This window comes from Kitasatospora sp. UYEF31 (assembly GCF_057291755.1).
The window spans coordinates 25040-44486 of sequence record NZ_JBXAWK010000014.1; the positions used below are offsets into that span (position 1 = coordinate 25040).

Genomic DNA, 19447 nt, shown 5'->3' on the forward strand with positions numbered 1-19447 from the left:
CCTGGTGCTGCTCATGCTCCTGACGCTGGGGGTCGTGGGCATGCACACGCTCGGGCACCCGCAGGACAAGCCGATGTCGAACACGTCCATGGCGCACGGGACGCACGACATGCCGCCGGCGGACGACCACGGCTCCGGCCACGGCACCGACCCGTCGGCCATGTGCCTCGCGGTGCTGGCCACCGGGGTCGGCTACCTGCTGATCGCCGCTGCGCTGTGGGTCTCCCGTACCGACCGGGCATTTTCCGAACTGCCGGTGTGGGGCCGGTGCTTCGCTTCGGGGCTGTCACCACCGCGACCGCCTGGCCGCGCCGCTCTCCAGGTGCTGCGCATTTAGAACGACGGCGTTCCGCTCTGCCGTCCCGCGTCGCAACACACCTTTGGAGACAACCTCATGAAGCATGTCCCGCGTACGTTCGCGTTCGCCGTCGCCGCCACGTTCCTGCTCGCCGCGTGCGGCGACGATGGAGGGAAGAAGCACGACGTCGGCGCGATGAACTCGCCGTCCGCTCCCCCGTCGGCCGCCTCTTCGGCCGCGGCCTTCAACGACTCGGACGTCGTGTTCGCACAGATGATGATTCCCCACCACGAGCAGGCCGTGGACATGGCCAAGGAAGCCCCGGCCAAGGCTAAGAGCGACGATGTCAAGAAGCTCGCCGCGAAGATCGAGGCCGCGCAGGCGCCGGAGATCGCGCAGATGAAGGGCTGGCTCACGGCCTGGGGCAAGCCCGCCGCGATGTCCGGTGCGATGCCGCATTCGATGAATCCCGCCGGCGACGGCATGATGTCCGACGCCGACATGGCCAAGTTCAAGGCGTCCACGGGCGCGGAGTTCGACAAGCAGTTCCTCACCATGATGATCGCCCACCACAACGGCGCGATCACCATGGCCGACGCCGAGCTGAAGAAGGGCACCAACACGGACGCCCGCAAGCTCGCCGAGCAGATCAAGACCTCACAGGCGGCTGAGGTCGCACAGATGAAGCAGCTGCTGGGCGGGGCGGCGTCGCCCGTGCGGACGCCGATGCCGATGCCGAGTATGTCCGGCATGCAGCACTGATAGCGGTGGGTGGGATCCGCTTCTCCCAGGGCGGATCCCACCCGCGGTAATTCGCTCGCTACCGACTCGGCCCGACCTCTAACGTCCGTTTGTGACCACTCCAGGCTGGGCCAAGAACGCCACCCGCATCGTCGCGCTGACCGGCGCGGGCACCTCAACCGCCGCGGGCATCCTGGACTTCCGCGGCCCCGACGGCATCTGGACGCGCGATCCGGACAGTGAACGGCTCTTCCACCGCAAGCATTTCGTCGGCGACCGGGCTGTGCGGGTGACCTTCTGGAAAACTCTCAGGGCGTACGGTATGGCAGCTGTGCAACCGACGGCTGCCCACCGCGCGTTGGCGGAAACTGGAGCGTTCGGGTCTGCTGGCCGGCGTGCTCACGCAGAACGTGGACGGGCTCCACCAGCAGGCCGGTTCGGCGAACGTCCTGGAGCTCCACGGCACGCTCGCCGAGGTGGTCTGTCTGCGCTGTGGGGCTCGGTCTGCGACCGCCGATGTTCTCTCGCGACCGCAGGAGGACCCACCCTGTATTGCCTGCGGCGGCATCCTCAAACCGGCCGCGATCCTGTTCGGCGAGCACCTCAACCGGGATGTGTACGGTCGCGCGGCCAATCTCGTGCGTGGCTGTGATCTCCTGCTGGGGCTGGGGAGTTCGCTCCGGGTCGAACCGGCTGCGGGCCTGTGCGCACTCGCCGTTCAGTCCGGCGCGCGACTGGTGATCGCCAACGCGGAACCGACTCCGTACGACGTCTTGGCTGACGAGGTGACAACGGACATCGCGGCGACGCTGGGGTGGTTCACCGGTCTGCGGTGACTGTGGGTTGCAGTCAACGGTGCGTTGTTCCCGGGCGAACTCGGCAGGTGCTCCAGGGGTTTTGCGCTTGGCGGGATCGGATCTCCCCGGATCACACGACACCGCGGCGCGTACCGTGCGACTCCTTGTCCATATCGGATCGTTGTCGGCGTCAACGCTTACGCTTCTGAATATGTATGAAGAAAAGACTGCCGAGGGTGTCGTGCGGTCGGCGTGGTCATTCCTGGTCGCCGGTGACGAGCGTCAGTTCCAAGGGAACGACGGGTACGCCGATGTCCCGGAGGAGTCGTACACCTTCGACAACACTGTGGGCAACTACCGCAGAGTGGCGGTCGGCGACCTGGTGATCGTTCGCAACAGCCGTGAGGCACTGGGCACCGGTTACATCGAGCGGCTGGAGTTTTCCCACAACCGGCCCAAAACACGGAGCAGATGCCCGCACTGTAGGAACACGGGCTACAAAAAACGCACGACTATGACACCGCGCTACCACTGCACCCAGTGCAAGAACAAGTTTGACCAGCCGACCGAAGAAACCATCCTAGTAACCGCGTACAAGGCCCACTACGGACGGACCTGGCAGGCCCTCGACGGCTGCTTCGACAAGGGCGACCTGTCCGAACTCAGTATGGGCAACTCCGAGCAGCAGTCGATCAGAGCCATGCACCTTACGGGGACTCTCACAGCAATGACGTCGAAGGGCGTCCGCCTTCCCCGGCCTGGACCGGCGTCTGAGGTCGACAACGGACGTCCTGCCGAACCGACAGGACCTCCCGCGGAACTGACCAGCCCTCCCGCGGAACTGACCGGAGGCCACCGACGTGCCGAGGTGACCGTCCGCCGCGGGCAGGACGCCTTCCGGAAGGCGCTGATTCACAGGTACGGACTGATTTGTGCCGTCACCGGGCCCGCACCGGCGGAAGTCCTGGATGCAGCGCACATCTGTTCTTTTGCCATCACCGGGGAGCATCGGGCTGAGGAAGGGCTGTTGCTCCGGTCGGACATCCACCGTCTGTTCGACAAAGGGTTGTTGTCCGTCAGCCCGGACGACCTGATCGTCCACATCGCTCCCAGACTGGCCGGGCACGCCATCTACGAGGAGCTGGACGGAAAACCGCTACGTATCCCGCCGGAGAGCCGGCTCCGCCTGGACGTCCTGGCCGCCCATCATCAGGCGACCACGGCTACCTGGTGAATCCATCCGGTGCGACGTCGGGTCCGGCCGGGCTCCGTCGTCACCCAGGGGCATGTCCCCAACCCAGCGCTGCCCGCCCGTACCCCGTCAAGCGGTCGCGGCTGCCCGCGGACCCCCCCGCCGAACGGTCGCATCCCTGCCCGGCATTGCCGTTTCTTCGCCCCCGCACCTCAAGATCTGGCAGGCTGCGCCCTATGACGATCCGGATGGTGGCCCTGCTCCGCGGCATCAATGTCGGCCGCAACAAGCGGGTCGGGATGGCGCAGTTGCGTGGCCTCCTCGCCGGACTGGGCTACACCGACGTCACGACTTACCTCCAGAGCGGCAACGCCGTGTTCAGCGGCACCCCGACCGAGGCGCGGACGGCGGCCGAGGACATCCGGCTGGCCGTCTCCCGGGAGCTGAAGGTCGAGTGCGCGGTCATCGTGCGCAGCGCGGCGGAGTTCGAAGCCGCCGCCGCAGGGGCGCCGCGCCTTGCGGACATGAAGGACCCCTCCCGGTACATGGTCGGGTTCCTTGAGGGTGACCCGGACCCGGCGGGGGTCTGTGCGGTCAACGCGATCGACTTTGAGCCCGACTGGGTCCGGGTGGTCGGCCGGTACGTCTACATGTGGTGTCCCGAGGGCATCCTCGCGTCGCCGCTGGCCAAGGCCGGCTGGGAGAAGCAGCTCGGGGTGGCGGTGACCATGCGCAACTGGCGGACGGTCGGCAAGCTGGTGGAGCTGCTCGGGAAATAGTCGGGAAACAGCGCGTCGATCATGTACAAAAAGCCCCTCAACGAGCTCTAGAGGGGAATTTTGTACATGATCGACGCGGCGGAGGCCGACTACATCCGGATGAGAGCCTTCAGCGCGCGGCGACACCCCGGTACGGCCACAGGTCACTGCCGCAGATACACGCGACAGTCACCCGAACCACCGCGTCGTAGGGCATCTGGACCACCGCGTCCGGAACAGTCTTGACGCGGATGTCCTTAGGCCCGTGGACGGTCGTGGCGCTCATGGCGCTCCGTACGTAGGTGTTAGTTGCACCTAAATTACAGGTGCTTGTACGGCAATCGACCTGCGCTCGGTGGCCGACTGCCGGATCGCGTCCAGGACCGCCTGTCCGGCCACGCCGTCGGCGAACGTCGCCGGAACCGGGTGGGCGGGGACGTCCAGGCCGAGGACCAGCCTGCGGAACGTTTCGGCGAGCTTCGCGTAGGGCGCGCGGTCGATGCCCATGGAGTGCAGCAGGTCGTAGGCCGTGTGCAGGAGGTCCCCGGGCGGCGGTTCGGGGGCGGGGTTGGCCAGGTCGTCGGGTACGGGGATGCGCCGTTCGCCGTCGGCGTCCCCCACCCACACCACATCCCCGGCGATCCACGCCGTGCCGAGCGTGCCCGCGATCCGGGTGGTCATCGCGATCGGACCCCAGTCCCCCGCGGTGCTCTGCATGACACCCTCCACGCCCGTGACCAGGCGGAAGTGCACGATGAAGGAGTCCTCGGCGGTCTGCCCCCGGTCGGACAGGCGCGGCAGCCCCGCACTGACCGATTCGAACTCACCCAGCGTGTGCCGGATCTGGTCGATCCAGTGCGACGCGTGCGCGCCCAGCCAGCCGCCGCCGTCTTCGGCCCGGGTCCACCACGCGGGGGTCTCGGCAGCGGGATCGGCGAGGACGGGGATGTGCAGCATCCACGTGGCGAGCCGGGGCTCGCCGATCGCGCCGGAGGCGATCGTCCGGGCGAGCAACGCCTGCTCAGTCGACCAACGGAACTCGGTACCGATCAGGTGGACGACACCGGCCTTCTCGGCGGCGTCCAGCATGGTCTTCGCCTCGGCGGCGTTCGCGGCGAAGGGCTTCTCGCACACGACGTGCAGCCCGGCCCCGACGGCCTCTTTGGCCAGCGCGGCGTGGGTGTGCGGCGGGGTCGCGATCGATACGGCGTCGAGTTCGGCCAGTGTCAGCGCCTCGGCTATCGACGTCGCCGCGTGCGGGATGCCGAACCGCGCGGCCCGCTCCGCCGTACGCACCGGGTCGCGTCCGATGAGCACCCGTATGTCGAATCCCGCATCGCGGAACGCGGGCACGTGGGTCAGGCACCCGAAACCCGTCCCGATGACTGCGATGCCGAGCTGTCGATCCGCCATGCCAGTGCTCCCTCGTGGGTGTTGATCAGGGGGTATGTATGGCAGAAGCCGAGACAAGGAACAAGGGGCGGCTCTCTTGATACGTCGTCGGCTGGTCCCTAGGGTGACCACCCCTGACCGGCGACAGAGGGGCTCCGACGACATCGGGTTCAACCGGGTCGACCAGGCGCGCCTGCTGTTCGCCGAGCAGTTTGTCCTGGACCCGGCGGCGGTCACGGATGCCGACCGTACGCGATTGGTCGAACTGTTCGGGCCGGACCAAGTCGTCGGACTGGCCAATGTGTGTGGCGTGTTCGACGGGTTCTCCCGCTTCCGGATTGTGCTGGACGCAGCGGAGACAGCGGTCGGGATTGTCGGCCTGCCGGGTCTTGACCCGGCAGCCCCGGTGGTTCTCTCCGGTTGGCCTTCCGCGGTGCCGGACCGGAGCCGTCCCGTACGTCCCGATTAAGCTCGGGCGCATGTCCACCCCCTACCTCACCATCACGCACGGCGGCGAAACCGAGACCGAGGTCCGCCGCTCGCGTTTCCTGTGCGCGCTCGCCCGCACGGAGACCGAGGAGGAGGCGCGGGCCTTCATCGCGCAGCGGCGGGCGCTGCACAAGACCGCGACGCACAACTGCACGGCGTACGTCGTCGGCGAGGGCGGGCAGCGGCAGAAGACCAATGACGACGGGGAACCGTCCGGGACCGCCGGGATGCCGATGCTGGAGGTCCTGCGCCACCGCGGCCTGACCGACGTCACCGCAGTGGTCACCCGCTACTTCGGTGGGGTGAAACTCGGCGGCGGCGGGCTGATCCGCGCCTACGGCTCCGCTGTCGGAACGGCGGTTGACGACGTCGGCATCGTGCGGCGTAACCCCGTACTCGTCATGACGGTCGCGGTCGACCACCTGCGCGCCGGACGTCTGGAGAACGACCTGCGGGGCCTGAACTACGAAGTGCGGGGTGTTGAGTACGGGGCGGACGTACGGCTCCAGGTGTGTGTCCCGGAGTCTTCGATTGAGGCCTTCGGCGGTCGCCTGGCCGAACTGACGGACGGGCAGGCGACCGCGGAGCGGACCGGGCGGACGTTCACCGAGACCGCGTACAGCTGAACGGGTGCCTTGTCAGGCAGCCGCGTCGAACCCGGCCGCCAGCCGCTTCGGCGCGGTCAGCCGCCAGGCGTCCGTCAGCATCGCGCGCAGCTCGCCTTCGTCCTCGACGGCGGCGAGCCGCACCCTGATCCAGGCGAAGTTCGTGTCGTGACCGTCGTTCATGAAGAACTTCTCCGGCTCGGCGGCGATCAGCTCGCCGCGCTCCTCGACCGGGCACTTCATCCCGATTGTGGTGTCGTCCTCCCCCAGCGCGACGAAGATCTTGTTGCGGACGCGGAACGTGGGCATGCCCCACGTGGTCTTCTCCGTCGTCTCGGGCAGTGAGAGGGCGATACGGCGCACGTCGGCGTCGGTCAGGTCCACGGTGACTCCATCAGGCAGCAGGTGGGCCGACCGTACAAGCCCTCACTGACATGCGTTGGGCGTGCTGAACTCGTGCGCGGTGATGCTGCCGTCCCAGCCGTTCCAGATCACGCACGCGTTCGGGTTCGTCGAGGCGATCTTGGCGGCGGCCCACTTTTTGAAGTGGCCGAGGTCCTGCGCCGTGGGGCCGTCGCCGATCCGCAGGGCCGCCATGAGATCCGTCTTGTCACCCCGGTCGGCGGTCTTCACCGACGCGGCGCAGTAGTGACTGCCGTTGAACAGCAGGACCGCCTTGGCGTTGGTGCCCAGGAAATGCGGCCCGTCCACCACGCGGTAGCCGCTGCTTCCGCAGGCGTTCTTCGCCTCGGAGGTCACGGCGACCGCGTGCGCGGGTGTCGCGGCGACGACGGTGAAGACGGCGGACAGGAGGAGGGACGACAGCGTACGGACACGCACTGGAGGACTCCTTGGGGTTGGCTGCGGTGAGTGTTTCAGAAAACACCGCAATCGATCACCTCAGGTAATCAAATGATCACCTGAAGCAACCATAGGAGGATGCGCGGGATCGCTTCGGAGTGACGCGCGGGGCTCCGCGCTCAGCCAGGCCGCACGCTCAGCCAGGCGGGCTACGGCGACAACCGTTGCGACAACCGTCTGCGTTAACCGTCTGCGTTAACCATCTGCGTTAACCATCTGCGTTAACCATCTGCGTTAACCATCTGCGTTAACCATCTGCGTTAACCATTTGAACCCGCCCGGGTAGGTAGAACATGATCCGCGCATGACACGAACTGACATTCCGTCCGCGTGGGACGAACGCTCGAGCATTCTCGCCATGCTCGACTACGCCCGCGCCACCGCCGTCCTGAAGTGCGAGGGCGTCAGCGACGAGGGCGCGCACCAGGCCCCGCTGCCGACGTCGCCGCTGATGACGCTCGGCGGACTGATCAGCCATCTCCACTACGTCGAGCGCTGGTGGATCGAGTCGGTCTTCCTCGGCGAGGACCCGGAGTACCCGTGGACCGACGAGGACCCCGACGCCGAATACACCCTCGGCGCACAGCGGCCGATCGCCGATGTCGTGCGGGACTACGAGGAGCAGGCGGCCCGGTACCGGGAAATGCTCACGTCGCACGACTTCGACTCGCTCACCAAGCGGACAATCCGCGACGGCCGGCACGTCACGCTGCGGTGGGTCCTGCTGCACCTGACGGAGGAGACCGCCCGGCACAACGGGCACCTCGACATCCTGCGCGAGCTGGTGGACGGCGTTAAGGGCGACTGACTCATTAACCAACCCGTCTATCCAACCCGTCTATCCAACCCGTTCAGAAAAACTCGGACAGTTCGCGGTTGAGCTGGTCCGCGTTGTGCAGCGGCAGCGAGTGGTGGGTGGCTCCCGGCACCATGGTGGTGACCGCGTGCGGCAGCAGGTTCCGTACGCCGGCCTTCGTCTTCTCCACGTTGTGCACCCGGCTCCGTCCGGCGAGCAGGACCAGCGTCGGGGCGGTGAGCGTACGGAGTCGCTCCGGTGCCGGGCGCGTCGCCACGATGGTCTTGGACTTCGGGAAGTGCTCTGCGCCGAGCGAGGTGAGCTCCAGCCAGCCTGAGCTGAGGCCGGCTCCGGCGGTCTCCCAGCGCAGGAAGTCCAGCCACGTCCGCCTGCTGGGCCGGGCGAGTACCGGGGCCGCGTGGAACAGGTAGTTCAGACTCATCCGGCTGAAGCACTGTGTCGGGTCGATCAGCGCCAGCCGCTCCACGCGGTCCGGGGAGCGCAGGGCGTAGTCGAGCGCGATCCAGGCCCCGTACGAGTGCCCGCACAGCTGCGCCTCAGTGATCCCGAGCCCGTCCAGGACAGTCGTCAGCCAGGCCGTCAGGTCGTCGGCGGTCCTGACGGGTTTTCCGTACGCGACGCTCGCGCCCACGTCCCCGATGAGGTCGACCGCGTACACCCGGTGGGTACGGCTCAGTTCCTCCACGTTGGCCAGCCACACGGTGGACGTGGCTCCACCCCCGGCCAGCAGCACCAGTGGCGTCCCGTCCGCTGGCCCGCAGGCGTTGACGCGGGTCGTCCCGTACTCCGACTCCAGTTCGACGGGCTCAGCCTGCACGGGCCACTGGGCGAGTGCAGTCTCGTACGCGAAGCGGAAGTCGGACTCGGCGCGGGGAGGCGAACCGGGGGCGGGGCGTGCTGCTCATGGGGCCACCTGTCCTCGGGGCGTCCCAGTCTGGCGTGCGCGTTTGGATCTTGAGTGGCGGGTGACGGCTGGGCGTCACCCGCCACTCAAGATCGCGCGATGGCGGCACCGGGCGGCAGCCAGTCGGCGTCGAGCTCAACGGTCACTTCCCAGCCGCAGCCGGACGGACCGGCAGGCCGGGCGACCCCCTGCCCTCAGCCTGCCGGAGGATCCCCGTGAGGTGCGCGATCAACTGCGGTCCGCTGTCGCGGATCTGGGCCAGGGTGACGGAGACGACGATCAGCCCGGCCTCCTGGACGCGCTGCGCCCGCGCCGTGGCCAGCCCGCCCGCGCTCATGTGGCTCCCCGCCTGTTCGACTCCGCCTGTTGCGTCGGAAACCTTAGGTGGCAGGTGCGGTGGGGCACCAGGCTTCCCGGCGGCACCCACCTGCGGGACGTGACACCTTCCCCAGACGGCTGGATCCGGGTCATACTCCCCCGGACAACCCTGGCCGTACCGAAAGGCACACCATGTCCCAGGATTCCGCACTCGCCCGTCGCATGTGGCACCAGGTCGAGCCGGTGCACGCACTGCTCTACTTCGCCCCGGAAGCGCTGGAGGAGGCCGCCACACTGGGGTACGACGTGCAGGAACGCTGGCCCAGCTACTGCGCCCTGCGGAGTTCCCCGCTTGGGGCCGTAGGCGCCGGAGTCATCACAGCGGCGTTCTACAGTTTCAGCCCCCGCATGATCGAGCGGAACACCGGGAACGTGTGGACGACCGCCGCACCGGAAACTGTGCTCGACGCGCGGCTGCGGGCGATGGACCGGCTCTACCGGACACTCCTCGGCGACGAACTCGGCAGCAAGGAGATCGCCGAAGCGGCGCGGCTTGCCCGCCGGGCGGCGGAGTCCGTCGACACCGCAGGCCGGCCGATGGCCGCGGCGAACGCGGCACTCCCCTGGCCCGACGAGCCGCACCTGGTGCTGTGGCAGGCCGCCACGGTCCTGCGGGAGCACCGCGGGGACGGACACCTGGCGGCGCTGCTCACCGCGGGTCTCGACGGGTGTGAGGCGCTGGTTTCCTTCGCCGGGATCGGCGCGGCACCGCTGGAGAACTTCGCCGGGCGCGGCTGGACGGCGCAGGAGTGGGCCGCCGCGCAGGAGCGGCTGACGGCCCGCGGCTGGCTCGACGCCGAAGGCCAGGCCACCGGGAAGGGCCGTAAGGAGCGCGACAACATCGAGCGGCTGACCGATGAACTCGCCCTGGCGCCCTGGCAGTTGCTGGGAGCTGAGGCGTGTGAGCGGTTCGCGCAGCTGAACGGGCTGATGCTGGGCGCCGCGTTCAACTCCGGGCTGCTGCCGCTGGAGAGCACGCTGGGGATCGCGACGGTGCCGACGCCCACCGGCTGACTGCAAGCCCGCCCCGGTTCCCCCGCCGCAGATGTCTGCGGTGGGGGAACCCCGAGTTCCACGCAGCCCTGTCAGACGCCCGCGGAGTCGACGAGCCCCCGGCAGACCATCCGCCCGCCGGTGACCTCGTACAGGAACACTCCTGCGGTGGCGAGCCTGCCCTGCCCGTCGAACCGGTAGGTCTTGGTCACGCCGGCGAAGTCCGCGCCCCGCAGCGACTGGAGCAGACCGGCCCGGGTCACCGGAGTGTCGGATCCGCGCATCCGGTCGATGATCAGGTTGGTGACGTCGTACGCCTCGGCACTGTAGGCCCCGGCCGGCCGGCCGAACCTGCTCCGGTAGGCCGCGGCGAACGCGTCCACCCCGGGTTTTGCGGGTGTGCCGGCGGCGTCCGCCGTCGTCAGGGTCATCACCCAGCCTTCGGCCGCCGGACCTGCCTGCTGGGCGAACACCGGGTCGGCGCTGCCATCGCCCGACAACCGGTGGCCGGTGAATCCGACGGCGGCGAGTGCCTGGGCGAACTTCACCGTGTCGGGGTAGAAACCGCCGTAGACGACGGCGTCGCGGACCACCTGGGCGACCGGCCCGAACGCGCCGCTACCGGCCGGGACGCTGTGGGAGACGGTAGGGATCCCGACCTGGTCGAGCAGCCGCTTCACGGTGCCGACCATCCGTACGCCGTAAACGCTTTTGTCGTCCACCAGGTGCACACTCGCGGGCTTGAGGTTCCCGGTCAGGTGCCGGGCGATGGCTGTGCTCTGTGCGGTGTCATCGGCCACGGCCTGGAGGAACGAGGTGTTCCCGGCGGACGGTTCGGTGAGTGCCGGGTTGGTCGCGGAGGGGGACACCGCAGCGAGTCCAGCCCCCGCGTACAGCGGCAGCGCCGCCTGCGCGGGGCCGGCGAAGACCGGGCCGACCACCGCCAGCACCGAGGGGTCGTCGCGCAGCAGCTGGGCGGCGAGGGTGGCCTGCGGCTGTGCCGACATGTCGTCGGCGGTCCGTACGTCGAGGTCGAACGGGAGGCCGCCGCGGGCCCGCGCCTCCTCGACGGCCAGCGCTACGCCGTCGGCCACACTGACCCCGATCTCCGGGCTCGAACCGGTCATCCCGGCCTGGACGCCGATCCTGTACACCGGGCGGGGCCGCGTCACCGGTCCGGGAACCACCGGCACCGGGGTCGGCGAGGGCGCCGCAACCGGGTCGCCGCCGTCGGACCGGAGAGCCAGCCAGGCGCCCACTCCACCGCCGACCGCGACAACGCCGGTCCCGGCCGCGGCCAGGAACCGGCGGCGGTTCACCGCAGGTGGTTTCGGTGGCTTCCCCGGCGGCGGCGGGATCGGCCCGACCGCCGGCCGACGGGCCGGTGGCGGGGGAATCGCTCCCCCCACTGTCGGCGGAAAGGCAGGTCGGGGCGGCGGCGACCCAGGGCCCCGACCGTCCGGATCTGCTGCGTTCCATGGCTCCATACGCGCTCCCCCGTTGAACGTGGCGCCAAAGGTTAGCCGCCGCGGGGGCCTGTGCGCAGGTGCCCTGGGGAAAGCGGCGGTGCTCTGCCACCCCGCCTGGTTGCCGGGTCAGCTATCGGACAACAAGTCAAAAACGATGTCTGACTCCGTCAACTCCGGTGCGGCGAATTGCAGAAGCCGCTCCCCTTCCGCCATCACTGCGGTGCGGTCGGCGAGTGGTTCAAGGAGTTTGATGTGCAGCACCGCTGATTCCTTTGTGCGCTTGATGCGCCACATTCCCCGGACGAAGCCGTCCACCAGGACAGTCGCCGCGACAATTCCGTTCCGGGTCACCAGACCTGACCGGTGTTCGTCGGCGATGATGCGCGTCCGGTCGGCATACGACAGAAGGATGTTGTCGAATTCCGGCAGGAAACGGACGGGTGCTTCCACATCGGGATCGGGGAGCACCGCATCGGGCAGGTCGAAGAGTTCCTGGCCGTCGAAGGACGTCTCCGTACGGAGGTCCAGCCGGCGGACGACCTCCCGCAGACCGGTCAGCCCTGACCAGGCCTGCATGTCGCGGACGGACGCGGGGCCGAACGCGGCGAGGTAGCGCGGGATCAGCGCGTCGGGGGCGGCCGACGCGGTGAAGGTTGCCTCAAGCCACGACTCGGCGGAGGTGACCACGGGCGCGCCCGGGGTCCGCCACAGCCCGCGCGGGGGGATCTGCACCAGCGGAACCCCCACCCGGACGGCCATCGCCAGGGCCCGCCCGTCCCAGTCGGGGAACTGCTCTTCAAGCAGCGGCTGGAGTGCGGCGAACGACCGCGGCTCCTCGTCGAGCAGCGCCCGGCCGAACGCGAACAGCTTGTAGCGGTCGACGCCCTCAAGCTGCCGACCGTACGAACCGCGCAGCCCGCGCTCGCTCACCACCTGTAGCGGAGGCCGCAGGGCGAGGCAGTCCCGCGCGGTCACGAGGTGGATGGTGGAGCGGTGGAGCGCGATACGCACGGCCGTCCGGTCGCTCAGCATGGAAGCGAGATCGTCCGTACGGAATTGTTCAAGTCTGGTCCACAGGCCGTAGTACGGCGGGTCGACCGCCTGGGCCTGCATCCCGACCAGGTGTTCCAACGTGCTTTCGACGGAACGGGTATGACGGCGCAGCAGCAGCTGCCGATCGAGCGTGGCGCGGTTGAGCTGTCTGAGGGTGAGCATGGTCGAGACGGTAGGGCGTATTGCTGACGGATGTTGTCAGGAAGCGGTTAGAGCTCCGCGCGTCGGGGCAGCGCGCGTCCGCGGACCTTCGCTCAGAGCGGATGTTGCTCAGAGCGTAATCCGAACTGACGTGCAGGAAACGGGAGTTATCTTCGGGAATACCTACCGGCCCGCGATGCGATACGGAGACACGATGGCGAATGAATACGGTCTCAGTGACCAGGTCTACAACCGGCTGCTGAACGAACGGATCGTCTTCCTCGGGCAGGAGGTGGACGACGAGATCTCGAACAAGATCTCCGCACAGCTGCTGCTCCTTGCCGCCGAGTCGGACCAGGACATCTACCTGCACATCAACTCACCGGGCGGTTCGGTCACCGCGGGCATGGCGGTGTACGACACCATGCAGTACATCGCCAGTGACGTGGTGACCGTGGGTATGGGCATGTGCGCGTCGATGGGACAGTTCCTGCTGACCGGCGGCGCGGCGGGCAAGCGGTTCGCGCTACCGAACGCGGAGATCATGATGCACCAGCCGTCGGCGGGTCTGGGTGGCTCGGCGACGGACATCCGCATCCAGGCGGACTGGTTGATCCGCAGCAAGCGGAAGATCGCGGAGATCACCGCCCAGCACTGCGGACAGAGCTTCGAACAAGTGACCAAGGACGCCGACCGGGACCGCTGGTTCTCGGCGGAGGAGGCCACGGAGTACGGCCTGATCGACGCGGTCATCCCGTCGACGCAAGACATCCCCAAGGGCTGACGGGCGAAGCTGCGACGGGCCCGGTTCTCTGAAGGCCCGGGCCCGTCACACGCGTGCCCGGGGCTCAGCGGCCCAGCGCCGCCACGCCCGCCTGGGCGAACTTCTCGTCCAGGTCGCCGCTCGGCGCGCCGGCCACGCCGATGCCCGCGATCGGGGCGCCCTTGGCCGCCACCGGGGCACCACCGGCGAGGAACAGCGTGCCGGGGATGTCCTTCAGGTTCGGCGTCTGCGTCAGCCGCTTGACCAGCTCGGAGGTCGGGGCGTTCCACGACACGGCCGTGTAGGCCTTGCGCTCGGCAGACTCCGGCGACTGCGGGCCCGAACCGTCACCCTTCAGCAACACCCGGGTGATGCCGTTGCGGTCCACCACGGCGACGGTGACCTTCTGGCCCTCCTTCTCAGCGGCGTCGAGGGCGGCCTGCGCGGCCTTCGTCGCGGCGTCGATGCTGAGCACAGGAGTGTCGATCACGTTGTCGCCGTGCCGGGCGTCGGCCGCCTGCGCAGCGGCAGGAGCGGGGGCGGCCGACGCGGCCGGAGTCGCGGCGTTGGCCGAGACCATCCCGAAGGTGCCTGCGCCGAGGGCTGCTGCGGCGGCGACACCGGTGACGATGCGGGTGCGGACGGACATCTTCTTCATGGTGGGTCCTTCGGGGCGACGGGGAAGCGGGGTGCTTCCGGCTCTGCTCCCAATCCTGGGTCCGGAACCGGCACTGGCCCCTCAGCGGACCGGCTGGTCCCGGCTCACCGGGCGGCTGAGGGTGGTGTCGGCCGATCGGTTGATGCGGGCATCGCCCCGACAGGTCAGGATGTACGCAAAAGACCTGATCAACAAGGAGATGTCCCACGTGCGACCCGCCCCCGACGAACGCTGGCTGGGCGTGGTCGCGCACACCGCGTTCTTCCTGCTGCTCGCCGCGTCGCTCAGCCGCTTCCTGATCCGGCACCCGGGCGACCAACGCACCCCGTGGATCATCGGGCTCAGCATCGCCCTCGCGCTGCTGCACCTGTGGGAGACCGCCGCCGGAGCGCACCGGGCCCGGCTCCCCGCGGTCGTCGGCGTGTGGGTCGCCCTGGTGGTCCTGGCCCCGAGTTTCGCGTGGTGCGCGGTGCCGCTGCTCTACACCGCGCTGCGCACGCTCCCACCCCGTACGGCCGTTGCGCTCGTCGGTCTGCTGACCGTGTTCGTCGTCGCCGCGCAGTTGCAACTGTCCGACGGGTTCGACCCGAACCTCCTGCTCGCCCCGCCCGCCGTCGCGGCGCTGGCCACCGCGGTGTTCCTGCACATGCAGCGGCAGAGTGTGCGGCAGCGCGCCCTGATCGACGACCTCGTCAGCACCCGCCGTGAGCTGGCCGCCATCGAGCGGCGCGCGGGCATCTTCCTGGAGCGGCAGCGGCTCTCGATGGAGATCCACGACACCCTCGCCCAGGGCCTGTCCAGTCAGCGCATGCTTCTCCAGGCAGCGGACCGTACGTGGGAATCCGACCCGGACACAGCGCGCAGACACGTCCACACCGCCGCCGACATCGCCGCCCGCAACCTCGCCGAGGCCCGCCGTTTCGTGCACGACCTCGCCCCGGCCGAACTCGCCGACGGCGGAAGCCTGGACGAAGCCCTGCGCACACTCGCCACCCGGGAGAACGCCGAAAGCGCGGAAAGCGCCGGGACCGGCCTGACGGTCCGCTTCGCCACCGACGGCCAGTCCGAACGCCTTCCCGGCCCCGTGCAGTCGGCGCTCCTGCGCATCGCACAGGGTGCGCTGGCCAACGTCCGCGAGCACGCGGGGGCGTCCAGCGTGACCGTGACGCTGTCCTACCTCGGCGACCAGGTGGCCCTCGACATCGCCGACAACGGCCGGGGGTTCACGGTCACAGACCAAGGAACGCCAGCCGTACGGCCCACACCGGACGAACCGGCCACACCACGGGGTCACGGACTGTCCGCGATGCGCGCCCGGCTGCACCAGCTCGGCGGAACCCTGACCGTCGAGAGCGCCCCGGGCGAAGGCACCGCGGTCTCCGCTTCCGTACCCCTGGAGAGTTGACATGCCGGTTCAGATCCTCGTCTGCGACGACCACGCGGTCGTCCGCGCCGGGCTGCTCGCGCTCCTGGCCAGCGCCGACGACATCGAGGTGGTCGGTGAGGCCGGCACCGGCGAGGAGGCCGTCGCGATGGCCGCCAAACTGCGCCCCCAGGTGGTCCTGATGGACCTCCAGCTCGGCAACGGCATCGACGGGATCGAGGCAACCCGGCGGATCACCGCCCTGCCCGGCGCGCCCTACGTCCTGGTCCTGACCACGTACGACACCGACGCCGACATCACCCGCGCCATCGAGGCAGGGGCGACGGGCTATCTGCTCAAGGCCGAGCAGCCGGAGGAACTCTTCACGGCCGTGCACGCGGCGGCACAGGGGCACACCACCCTCTCCCCACCGGTCGCGGGCCGGGTGATGGCGCGACTGCGCACCCCCCGGCCGTCCCTGACCGCCCGGGAGACCGACATCCTGCGGCAGCTCGCACTCGGCCTGGGCAACCGGGAGATCGCCCGCGCGCTGTTCATCAGCGAGGCCACGGTGAAGACGCATCTGGGCCGGATCTTCGACAAACTCGGCGTGGACACGCGCACGGCGGCCGTCGCGGCGGCGACGGAGCAGCGGCTGTTGCGCTGAACGGTTTCCCGCGCCCGGTTTCAGAACCCCGCTCCCGGTCGACAGGAAACCCAGGAACCCCAGGAACCCCAGGAACCCTTGTGATCGGAGCACCCCCATGCCGAAGCAGACCAGCACAGTCACCACCACAGACGGCGGGATCATGACCGACGACGTCGGCGCGATCACCGGCGAAGTGGACGTCACGAGCACGCTGCACCACAACCACAAAGCCGACGTGCGGGTGATGTACACCGGCGCCGACGAGTCGTACGTCGTCACGGGGTCACCCGTACGGATTGACGGTGCTGCCGAGGCGGCGCATGAGCGGATTGTGAAGCACCTGACCACCCCGGGGCCGGTCGTGGGCGGGAATGAGGAGGCGGTCTCGCTGCCCGGTCGACTGTGACTCCGCCGATTTAACAATCTGACTGCTGTAAGGACCTGAGAAGGCGCGGCCCCGTACGGGCCGCGCCTTTTTGTCGCCCTGTTGCTGACGATTCGTCAGGATTTCATGTCGCGGACACGACAGCTTTGCTCTCTCTTGACTTAAAGTCCCTGTTGTCCCATGCGTGACATGTAACACAGTACTGGCCATCCACCCAAGGACCCGTCTCCCCCCGGCGGGCCCCAGATGCCCTGGAGGGCATGGATGTCTGCTGCTGTCACCCGTCGTCGGCGCACCCTCACCGCCGCGTCCATCGCGGCCCTCGCCCTCGGCGCAGGTCTCCTGCCGAATCTCGCGGCCAGCGCGAACGCGGCCCCCGAACAGCGCATACCGGCGGCCTTCCAGGCCGCTCCCAACCCGGCCGCGGCCTCCGCCGGCGCAGCCGACGAAGCCGCGGAGCACACCGAACGCCGGGCCGCACTTCCCAACAGTCCCCTCGACGTCGGCCCCGGCGGCGACAAGCAGAAGACCGCCCTCAACGGAAAGAAGACCGGCTCCCCCACCCCCGAGCCGGCGGCCCAGGCACAGGGCGCGCCCCGGCTCCGCGCCGCAGTCGCCACCGACTGCGACCGCGCGACGCTGCTCGGGCTCAACACCCCCGACAAACTGATCGCCTGGCTCACGGACCCCGCACACCCCGACGCCTTCACGTGTCTGGGCCCGCTGATGTGGACGTCCGGTGACGCCGAGGCTGGGAAGTACATCACCAAGCAGAACACCATCGCCGTCGCCAACCGCATCGCCGCGGACTCCGCCACGTACGACGGCACGAACTCCAAGCGGATGTACGAGCTCTGGTACTACCTGCACGTCGTCGAGTACCACTCGTGGGGGCGCGACGTCTTCGGCCTGCACGACACGGACACCCTCAACGCCGTCAACGGCGCGGTCGACGCGTTCCTCGCCAGCCCCAACGCGCTGGCCCAGACCAGTGCGGCGGCGTGGGTCGCCCACGAGTTCATGATCGTGCTGGATGAGAAGGGCATCCGCGAGAAGCACATGGGCCTGTACAGCCAGCTGCTGAAGAACATGGACGGCACCACCGACCAGTACAAGGACAGCGGCCGCCGCAACCTGGCCCTGGACGCTCTCAACATCAACTTCCGGGGCTACCTCGACCCGGCCTTCCAGCAGGCCGTCAAGGCGACCCCCGCGTACGTCGCCCAGCTCAAGGCCGTGGCCGACTACAAGCACCTGGCCGACATCGGCCAGGCCTGGGTCATCCACGACACACTCAACGAGTACGGCCGGCTGATCTGGATCGACGATCTCAAGCCGCAGATTGTCGCCGGACTGGTCGAGCTCCTGCCCAAGACCGAGCAGCTGTACGGAAAGTGGTCCTACGTCTGGACCGCCCCCGCCGGCTGGCTGGACTACCTGGGCATGTGCGCGCAGTTCAACGCCTGCAAGGCCGACCTCGAAGCCAGGGTCTTCCCCAACAGCTACAGCTTCGACGACGGGAAGATCCTCGTCCGCACCGCGCTGTCGCGGGCCGAGATCGAGCAGATGTACTACGCGTCCAAGCAGGTCAAGACGCAGTTCCTGCGCCTCCTGGGTACCGACCAGCCGGTGCCGGACGACCCCAATGCAGTCCTGAACATCAAGGTGTACGGGACGAAGGCCGACTACAAGCAGTACCAGACCTACCTGTACGGCTACGGGACCAACAACGGCGGCATGTACATCGAGCAGGGAGCCACCTTCTACACCTTCCAGCGGCGCGTGGGCATCGACTCCTCGCTGAGTCTGGAGGAGCTGTTCCGCCACGAGTACACCCACTACCTCAACGGACGCTGGGCGATCCCCGGCAGCTGGGGCGTCGGAGCGTGGGGCACCCCCGGGCGCAGCGAGGCCTTCGACGAGGGCATGGCCGAGTACCTGGCCGGGTCCACCCGCGACGAGGGCGTCAAGCAGCGCAAGGAGCTCATCCGGTCGGTCATCTCCGACCAGCGCACCAACGGCCGTCCGTCGCTGTACGACACGTTGCACTGGCGGTACACCGAAGACACGTCGTTCTTCCGCTACTACTCCTACTCCGGCTCGTTCTGGGCGATGCTCGGCCGTGACCGGCCCGCGCTGCTGACGGAGATGTACGGCTACCTCCGGGCGAACGACGTGGCCGGCTTCGACGCCTTCCGCAACCGGCTGAGCGCCGACCCGGCGCTCCAGGCCGCGTTCAACACCTACCTCGACGAGCAGATCGCCAAGGTCGACACGCTGTTCGTGCCCGACACCAAGTACAAGACGCCCGCCACGCTTTCCTCGTCGGTGGCCAAGACGGTCGAGGACAAGTTCGCCCAGTCGACCCAGTACAACCCGAAGTGCGACTGGGCCTACAAGGGCACGAACCCCCGGTTCATCTGCACGGGCGGCTTCTCGGCGGGCACCGACACGTCGAACCCGGACCAGGTCGCCAAGGACCTGCGGGCCACCGCCGACTACTTCATCCTGACGCGAGCCGGTCAGGCGAAGGACAACCTGGCCGACATGAACTGCTACTACGACAAGCCCCGGCTGTACTGGGGGACCGTGGCCAGCGCGAACTACACCTGCGAGGGCCCGCTGAAGCCCTGGTAGCACCCGGAACGCACGGCACACGGAGAAGCCCCCGCACTCGGCGGGGGCTTCTCCGTACGACCGACTAAGACTGATCTAGACCGACTAAGACTGATCTAGACCGG

General features: G+C 68.6%; 21 protein-coding genes and 3 pseudogenes. 15 read left to right on the forward strand and 9 right to left on the reverse strand.

Translation table 11 applies throughout. From position 1 onward, the window contains the following. Positions 1–13 precede the first annotated feature (13 nt). The 6 genes and pseudogenes from AC0Z36_RS09570 (at position 14) to AC0Z36_RS09595 (ending at position 3807) form a co-directional block, all read left to right on the forward strand. Positions 14–337 (forward strand): DUF6153 family protein, encoded by a 324-nt coding sequence (locus tag AC0Z36_RS09570; protein ID WP_485462409.1) that lies wholly within the window; start codon positions 14–16, stop codon positions 335–337. Positions 338–394: 57 nt separating this feature from the next. Next, positions 395–1060, forward strand: a complete 666-nt coding sequence (locus tag AC0Z36_RS09575; RefSeq protein ID WP_485462322.1) for a DUF305 domain-containing protein — start codon at positions 395–397, stop codon at positions 1058–1060. Between the two features lie 91 nt (positions 1061–1151). After that, positions 1152–1340: pseudogene (locus tag AC0Z36_RS09580) on the forward strand (hypothetical protein); the annotation flags it as partial. A gap of 94 nt (positions 1341–1434) precedes the next feature. After that, the gene (locus AC0Z36_RS09585) at positions 1435–1875 is read left to right on the forward strand and encodes an SIR2 family NAD-dependent protein deacylase (RefSeq protein ID WP_485462323.1); all 441 of its coding nucleotides are present in this window, start codon (positions 1435–1437) and stop codon (positions 1873–1875) included. 172 nt (positions 1876–2047) lie between these two features. After that, on the forward strand, positions 2048–3070 hold the full coding sequence (locus tag AC0Z36_RS09590; protein WP_485462324.1) for an HNH endonuclease: 1023 nt from the start codon (positions 2048–2050) through the stop codon (positions 3068–3070). A gap of 194 nt (positions 3071–3264) precedes the next feature. After that, on the forward strand, positions 3265–3807 hold the full coding sequence (locus AC0Z36_RS09595) for a DUF1697 domain-containing protein (protein ID WP_485462325.1): 543 nt from the start codon (positions 3265–3267) through the stop codon (positions 3805–3807). A gap of 112 nt (positions 3808–3919) precedes the next feature. On the opposite strand, the pseudogene AC0Z36_RS09600 reads toward AC0Z36_RS09595, so the two are convergent. Both AC0Z36_RS09600 and AC0Z36_RS09605 read right to left on the reverse strand, forming a co-directional pair. After that, positions 3920–4072 (reverse strand): annotated as a pseudogene (locus AC0Z36_RS09600) (IMP dehydrogenase); the annotation flags it as partial. Positions 4073–4101: 29 nt separating this feature from the next. Next, positions 4102–5199 (reverse strand): Gfo/Idh/MocA family protein, encoded by a 1098-nt coding sequence (locus AC0Z36_RS09605; protein ID WP_485462326.1) that lies wholly within the window; start codon positions 5197–5199, stop codon positions 4102–4104. A gap of 103 nt (positions 5200–5302) precedes the next feature. Between AC0Z36_RS09605 and AC0Z36_RS09610 the strand changes: the two genes are divergently transcribed. After that, complete coding sequence (locus tag AC0Z36_RS09610) at positions 5303–5647, forward strand: carboxymuconolactone decarboxylase family protein (protein ID WP_485462327.1); 345 nt, start codon at positions 5303–5305, stop codon at positions 5645–5647. Between the two features lie 10 nt (positions 5648–5657). Next, a complete protein-coding gene (locus AC0Z36_RS09615; RefSeq protein ID WP_485462328.1) occupies positions 5658–6293 on the forward strand; it encodes a YigZ family protein in 636 nt (211 codons plus the stop codon). Between the two features lie 12 nt (positions 6294–6305). Here the strand turns inward: AC0Z36_RS09615 and AC0Z36_RS09620 are convergent, their stop codons facing one another. Then, positions 6306–6656 carry an MmcQ/YjbR family DNA-binding protein gene (locus AC0Z36_RS09620; RefSeq protein ID WP_485462329.1) on the reverse strand — a complete coding sequence of 117 codons (351 nt, stop codon included), beginning with the start codon at positions 6654–6656 and terminating at the stop codon, positions 6306–6308. A gap of 42 nt (positions 6657–6698) precedes the next feature. Next, positions 6699–7112: a hypothetical protein gene (locus tag AC0Z36_RS09625; RefSeq protein ID WP_485462330.1), complete on the reverse strand. Its 414-nt coding sequence runs from the start codon at positions 7110–7112 to the stop codon at positions 6699–6701. 325 nt (positions 7113–7437) lie between these two features. Between AC0Z36_RS09625 and AC0Z36_RS09630 the strand changes: the two genes are divergently transcribed. Further along, the gene (locus AC0Z36_RS09630) at positions 7438–7941 is read left to right on the forward strand and encodes a DinB family protein (protein WP_485462331.1); all 504 of its coding nucleotides are present in this window, start codon (positions 7438–7440) and stop codon (positions 7939–7941) included. Positions 7942–7984: 43 nt separating this feature from the next. On the opposite strand, the gene AC0Z36_RS09635 is transcribed toward AC0Z36_RS09630, so the two are convergent. After that, positions 7985–8767 (reverse strand): alpha/beta fold hydrolase, encoded by a 783-nt coding sequence (locus AC0Z36_RS09635; protein ID WP_485462332.1) that lies wholly within the window; start codon positions 8765–8767, stop codon positions 7985–7987. A 229-nt stretch (positions 8768–8996) separates the two neighbouring features. Then, complete coding sequence (locus AC0Z36_RS09640) at positions 8997–9191, reverse strand: hypothetical protein (protein WP_485462333.1); 195 nt, start codon at positions 9189–9191, stop codon at positions 8997–8999. 173 nt (positions 9192–9364) lie between these two features. Between AC0Z36_RS09640 and AC0Z36_RS09645 the strand changes: the two genes are divergently transcribed. Further along, complete coding sequence (locus tag AC0Z36_RS09645; protein ID WP_485462334.1) at positions 9365–10246, forward strand: SCO6745 family protein; 882 nt, start codon at positions 9365–9367, stop codon at positions 10244–10246. A 71-nt stretch (positions 10247–10317) separates the two neighbouring features. On the opposite strand, the gene AC0Z36_RS09650 is transcribed toward AC0Z36_RS09645, so the two are convergent. Beyond that, complete coding sequence (locus AC0Z36_RS09650) at positions 10318–11544, reverse strand: branched-chain amino acid ABC transporter substrate-binding protein (protein ID WP_485462335.1); 1227 nt, start codon at positions 11542–11544, stop codon at positions 10318–10320. Positions 11545–11820: 276 nt separating this feature from the next. Then, on the reverse strand, positions 11821–12909 hold the full coding sequence (locus tag AC0Z36_RS09655) for a winged helix DNA-binding domain-containing protein (RefSeq protein ID WP_485462336.1): 1089 nt from the start codon (positions 12907–12909) through the stop codon (positions 11821–11823). Between the two features lie 193 nt (positions 12910–13102). Between AC0Z36_RS09655 and AC0Z36_RS09660 the strand changes: the two genes are divergently transcribed. Next, positions 13103–13672 (forward strand): ATP-dependent Clp protease proteolytic subunit, encoded by a 570-nt coding sequence (locus AC0Z36_RS09660; protein WP_485462337.1) that lies wholly within the window; start codon positions 13103–13105, stop codon positions 13670–13672. A 64-nt stretch (positions 13673–13736) separates the two neighbouring features. Here AC0Z36_RS09660 and AC0Z36_RS09665 read toward each other — a convergent pair whose 3' ends face one another. Continuing rightward, complete coding sequence (locus tag AC0Z36_RS09665; protein WP_485462338.1) at positions 13737–14309, reverse strand: GlcG/HbpS family heme-binding protein; 573 nt, start codon at positions 14307–14309, stop codon at positions 13737–13739. A gap of 150 nt (positions 14310–14459) precedes the next feature. Here AC0Z36_RS09665 and AC0Z36_RS09670 point away from each other — a divergent pair. From AC0Z36_RS09670 to AC0Z36_RS09685, 4 genes and pseudogenes are all read left to right on the forward strand, one after another. Next, a pseudogene (locus tag AC0Z36_RS09670) lies at positions 14460–15714 on the forward strand (sensor histidine kinase). A 1-nt stretch (position 15715) separates the two neighbouring features. Further along, positions 15716–16339 (forward strand): response regulator, encoded by a 624-nt coding sequence (locus AC0Z36_RS09675; protein WP_485462339.1) that lies wholly within the window; start codon positions 15716–15718, stop codon positions 16337–16339. 97 nt (positions 16340–16436) lie between these two features. Further along, a complete protein-coding gene (locus AC0Z36_RS09680) occupies positions 16437–16727 on the forward strand; it encodes a hypothetical protein (protein ID WP_485462340.1) in 291 nt (96 codons plus the stop codon). 243 nt (positions 16728–16970) lie between these two features. Continuing rightward, positions 16971–19343 carry a collagenase gene (locus AC0Z36_RS09685; RefSeq protein WP_485462341.1) on the forward strand — a complete coding sequence of 791 codons (2373 nt, stop codon included), beginning with the start codon at positions 16971–16973 and terminating at the stop codon, positions 19341–19343. Positions 19344–19447 lie beyond the last annotated feature (104 nt).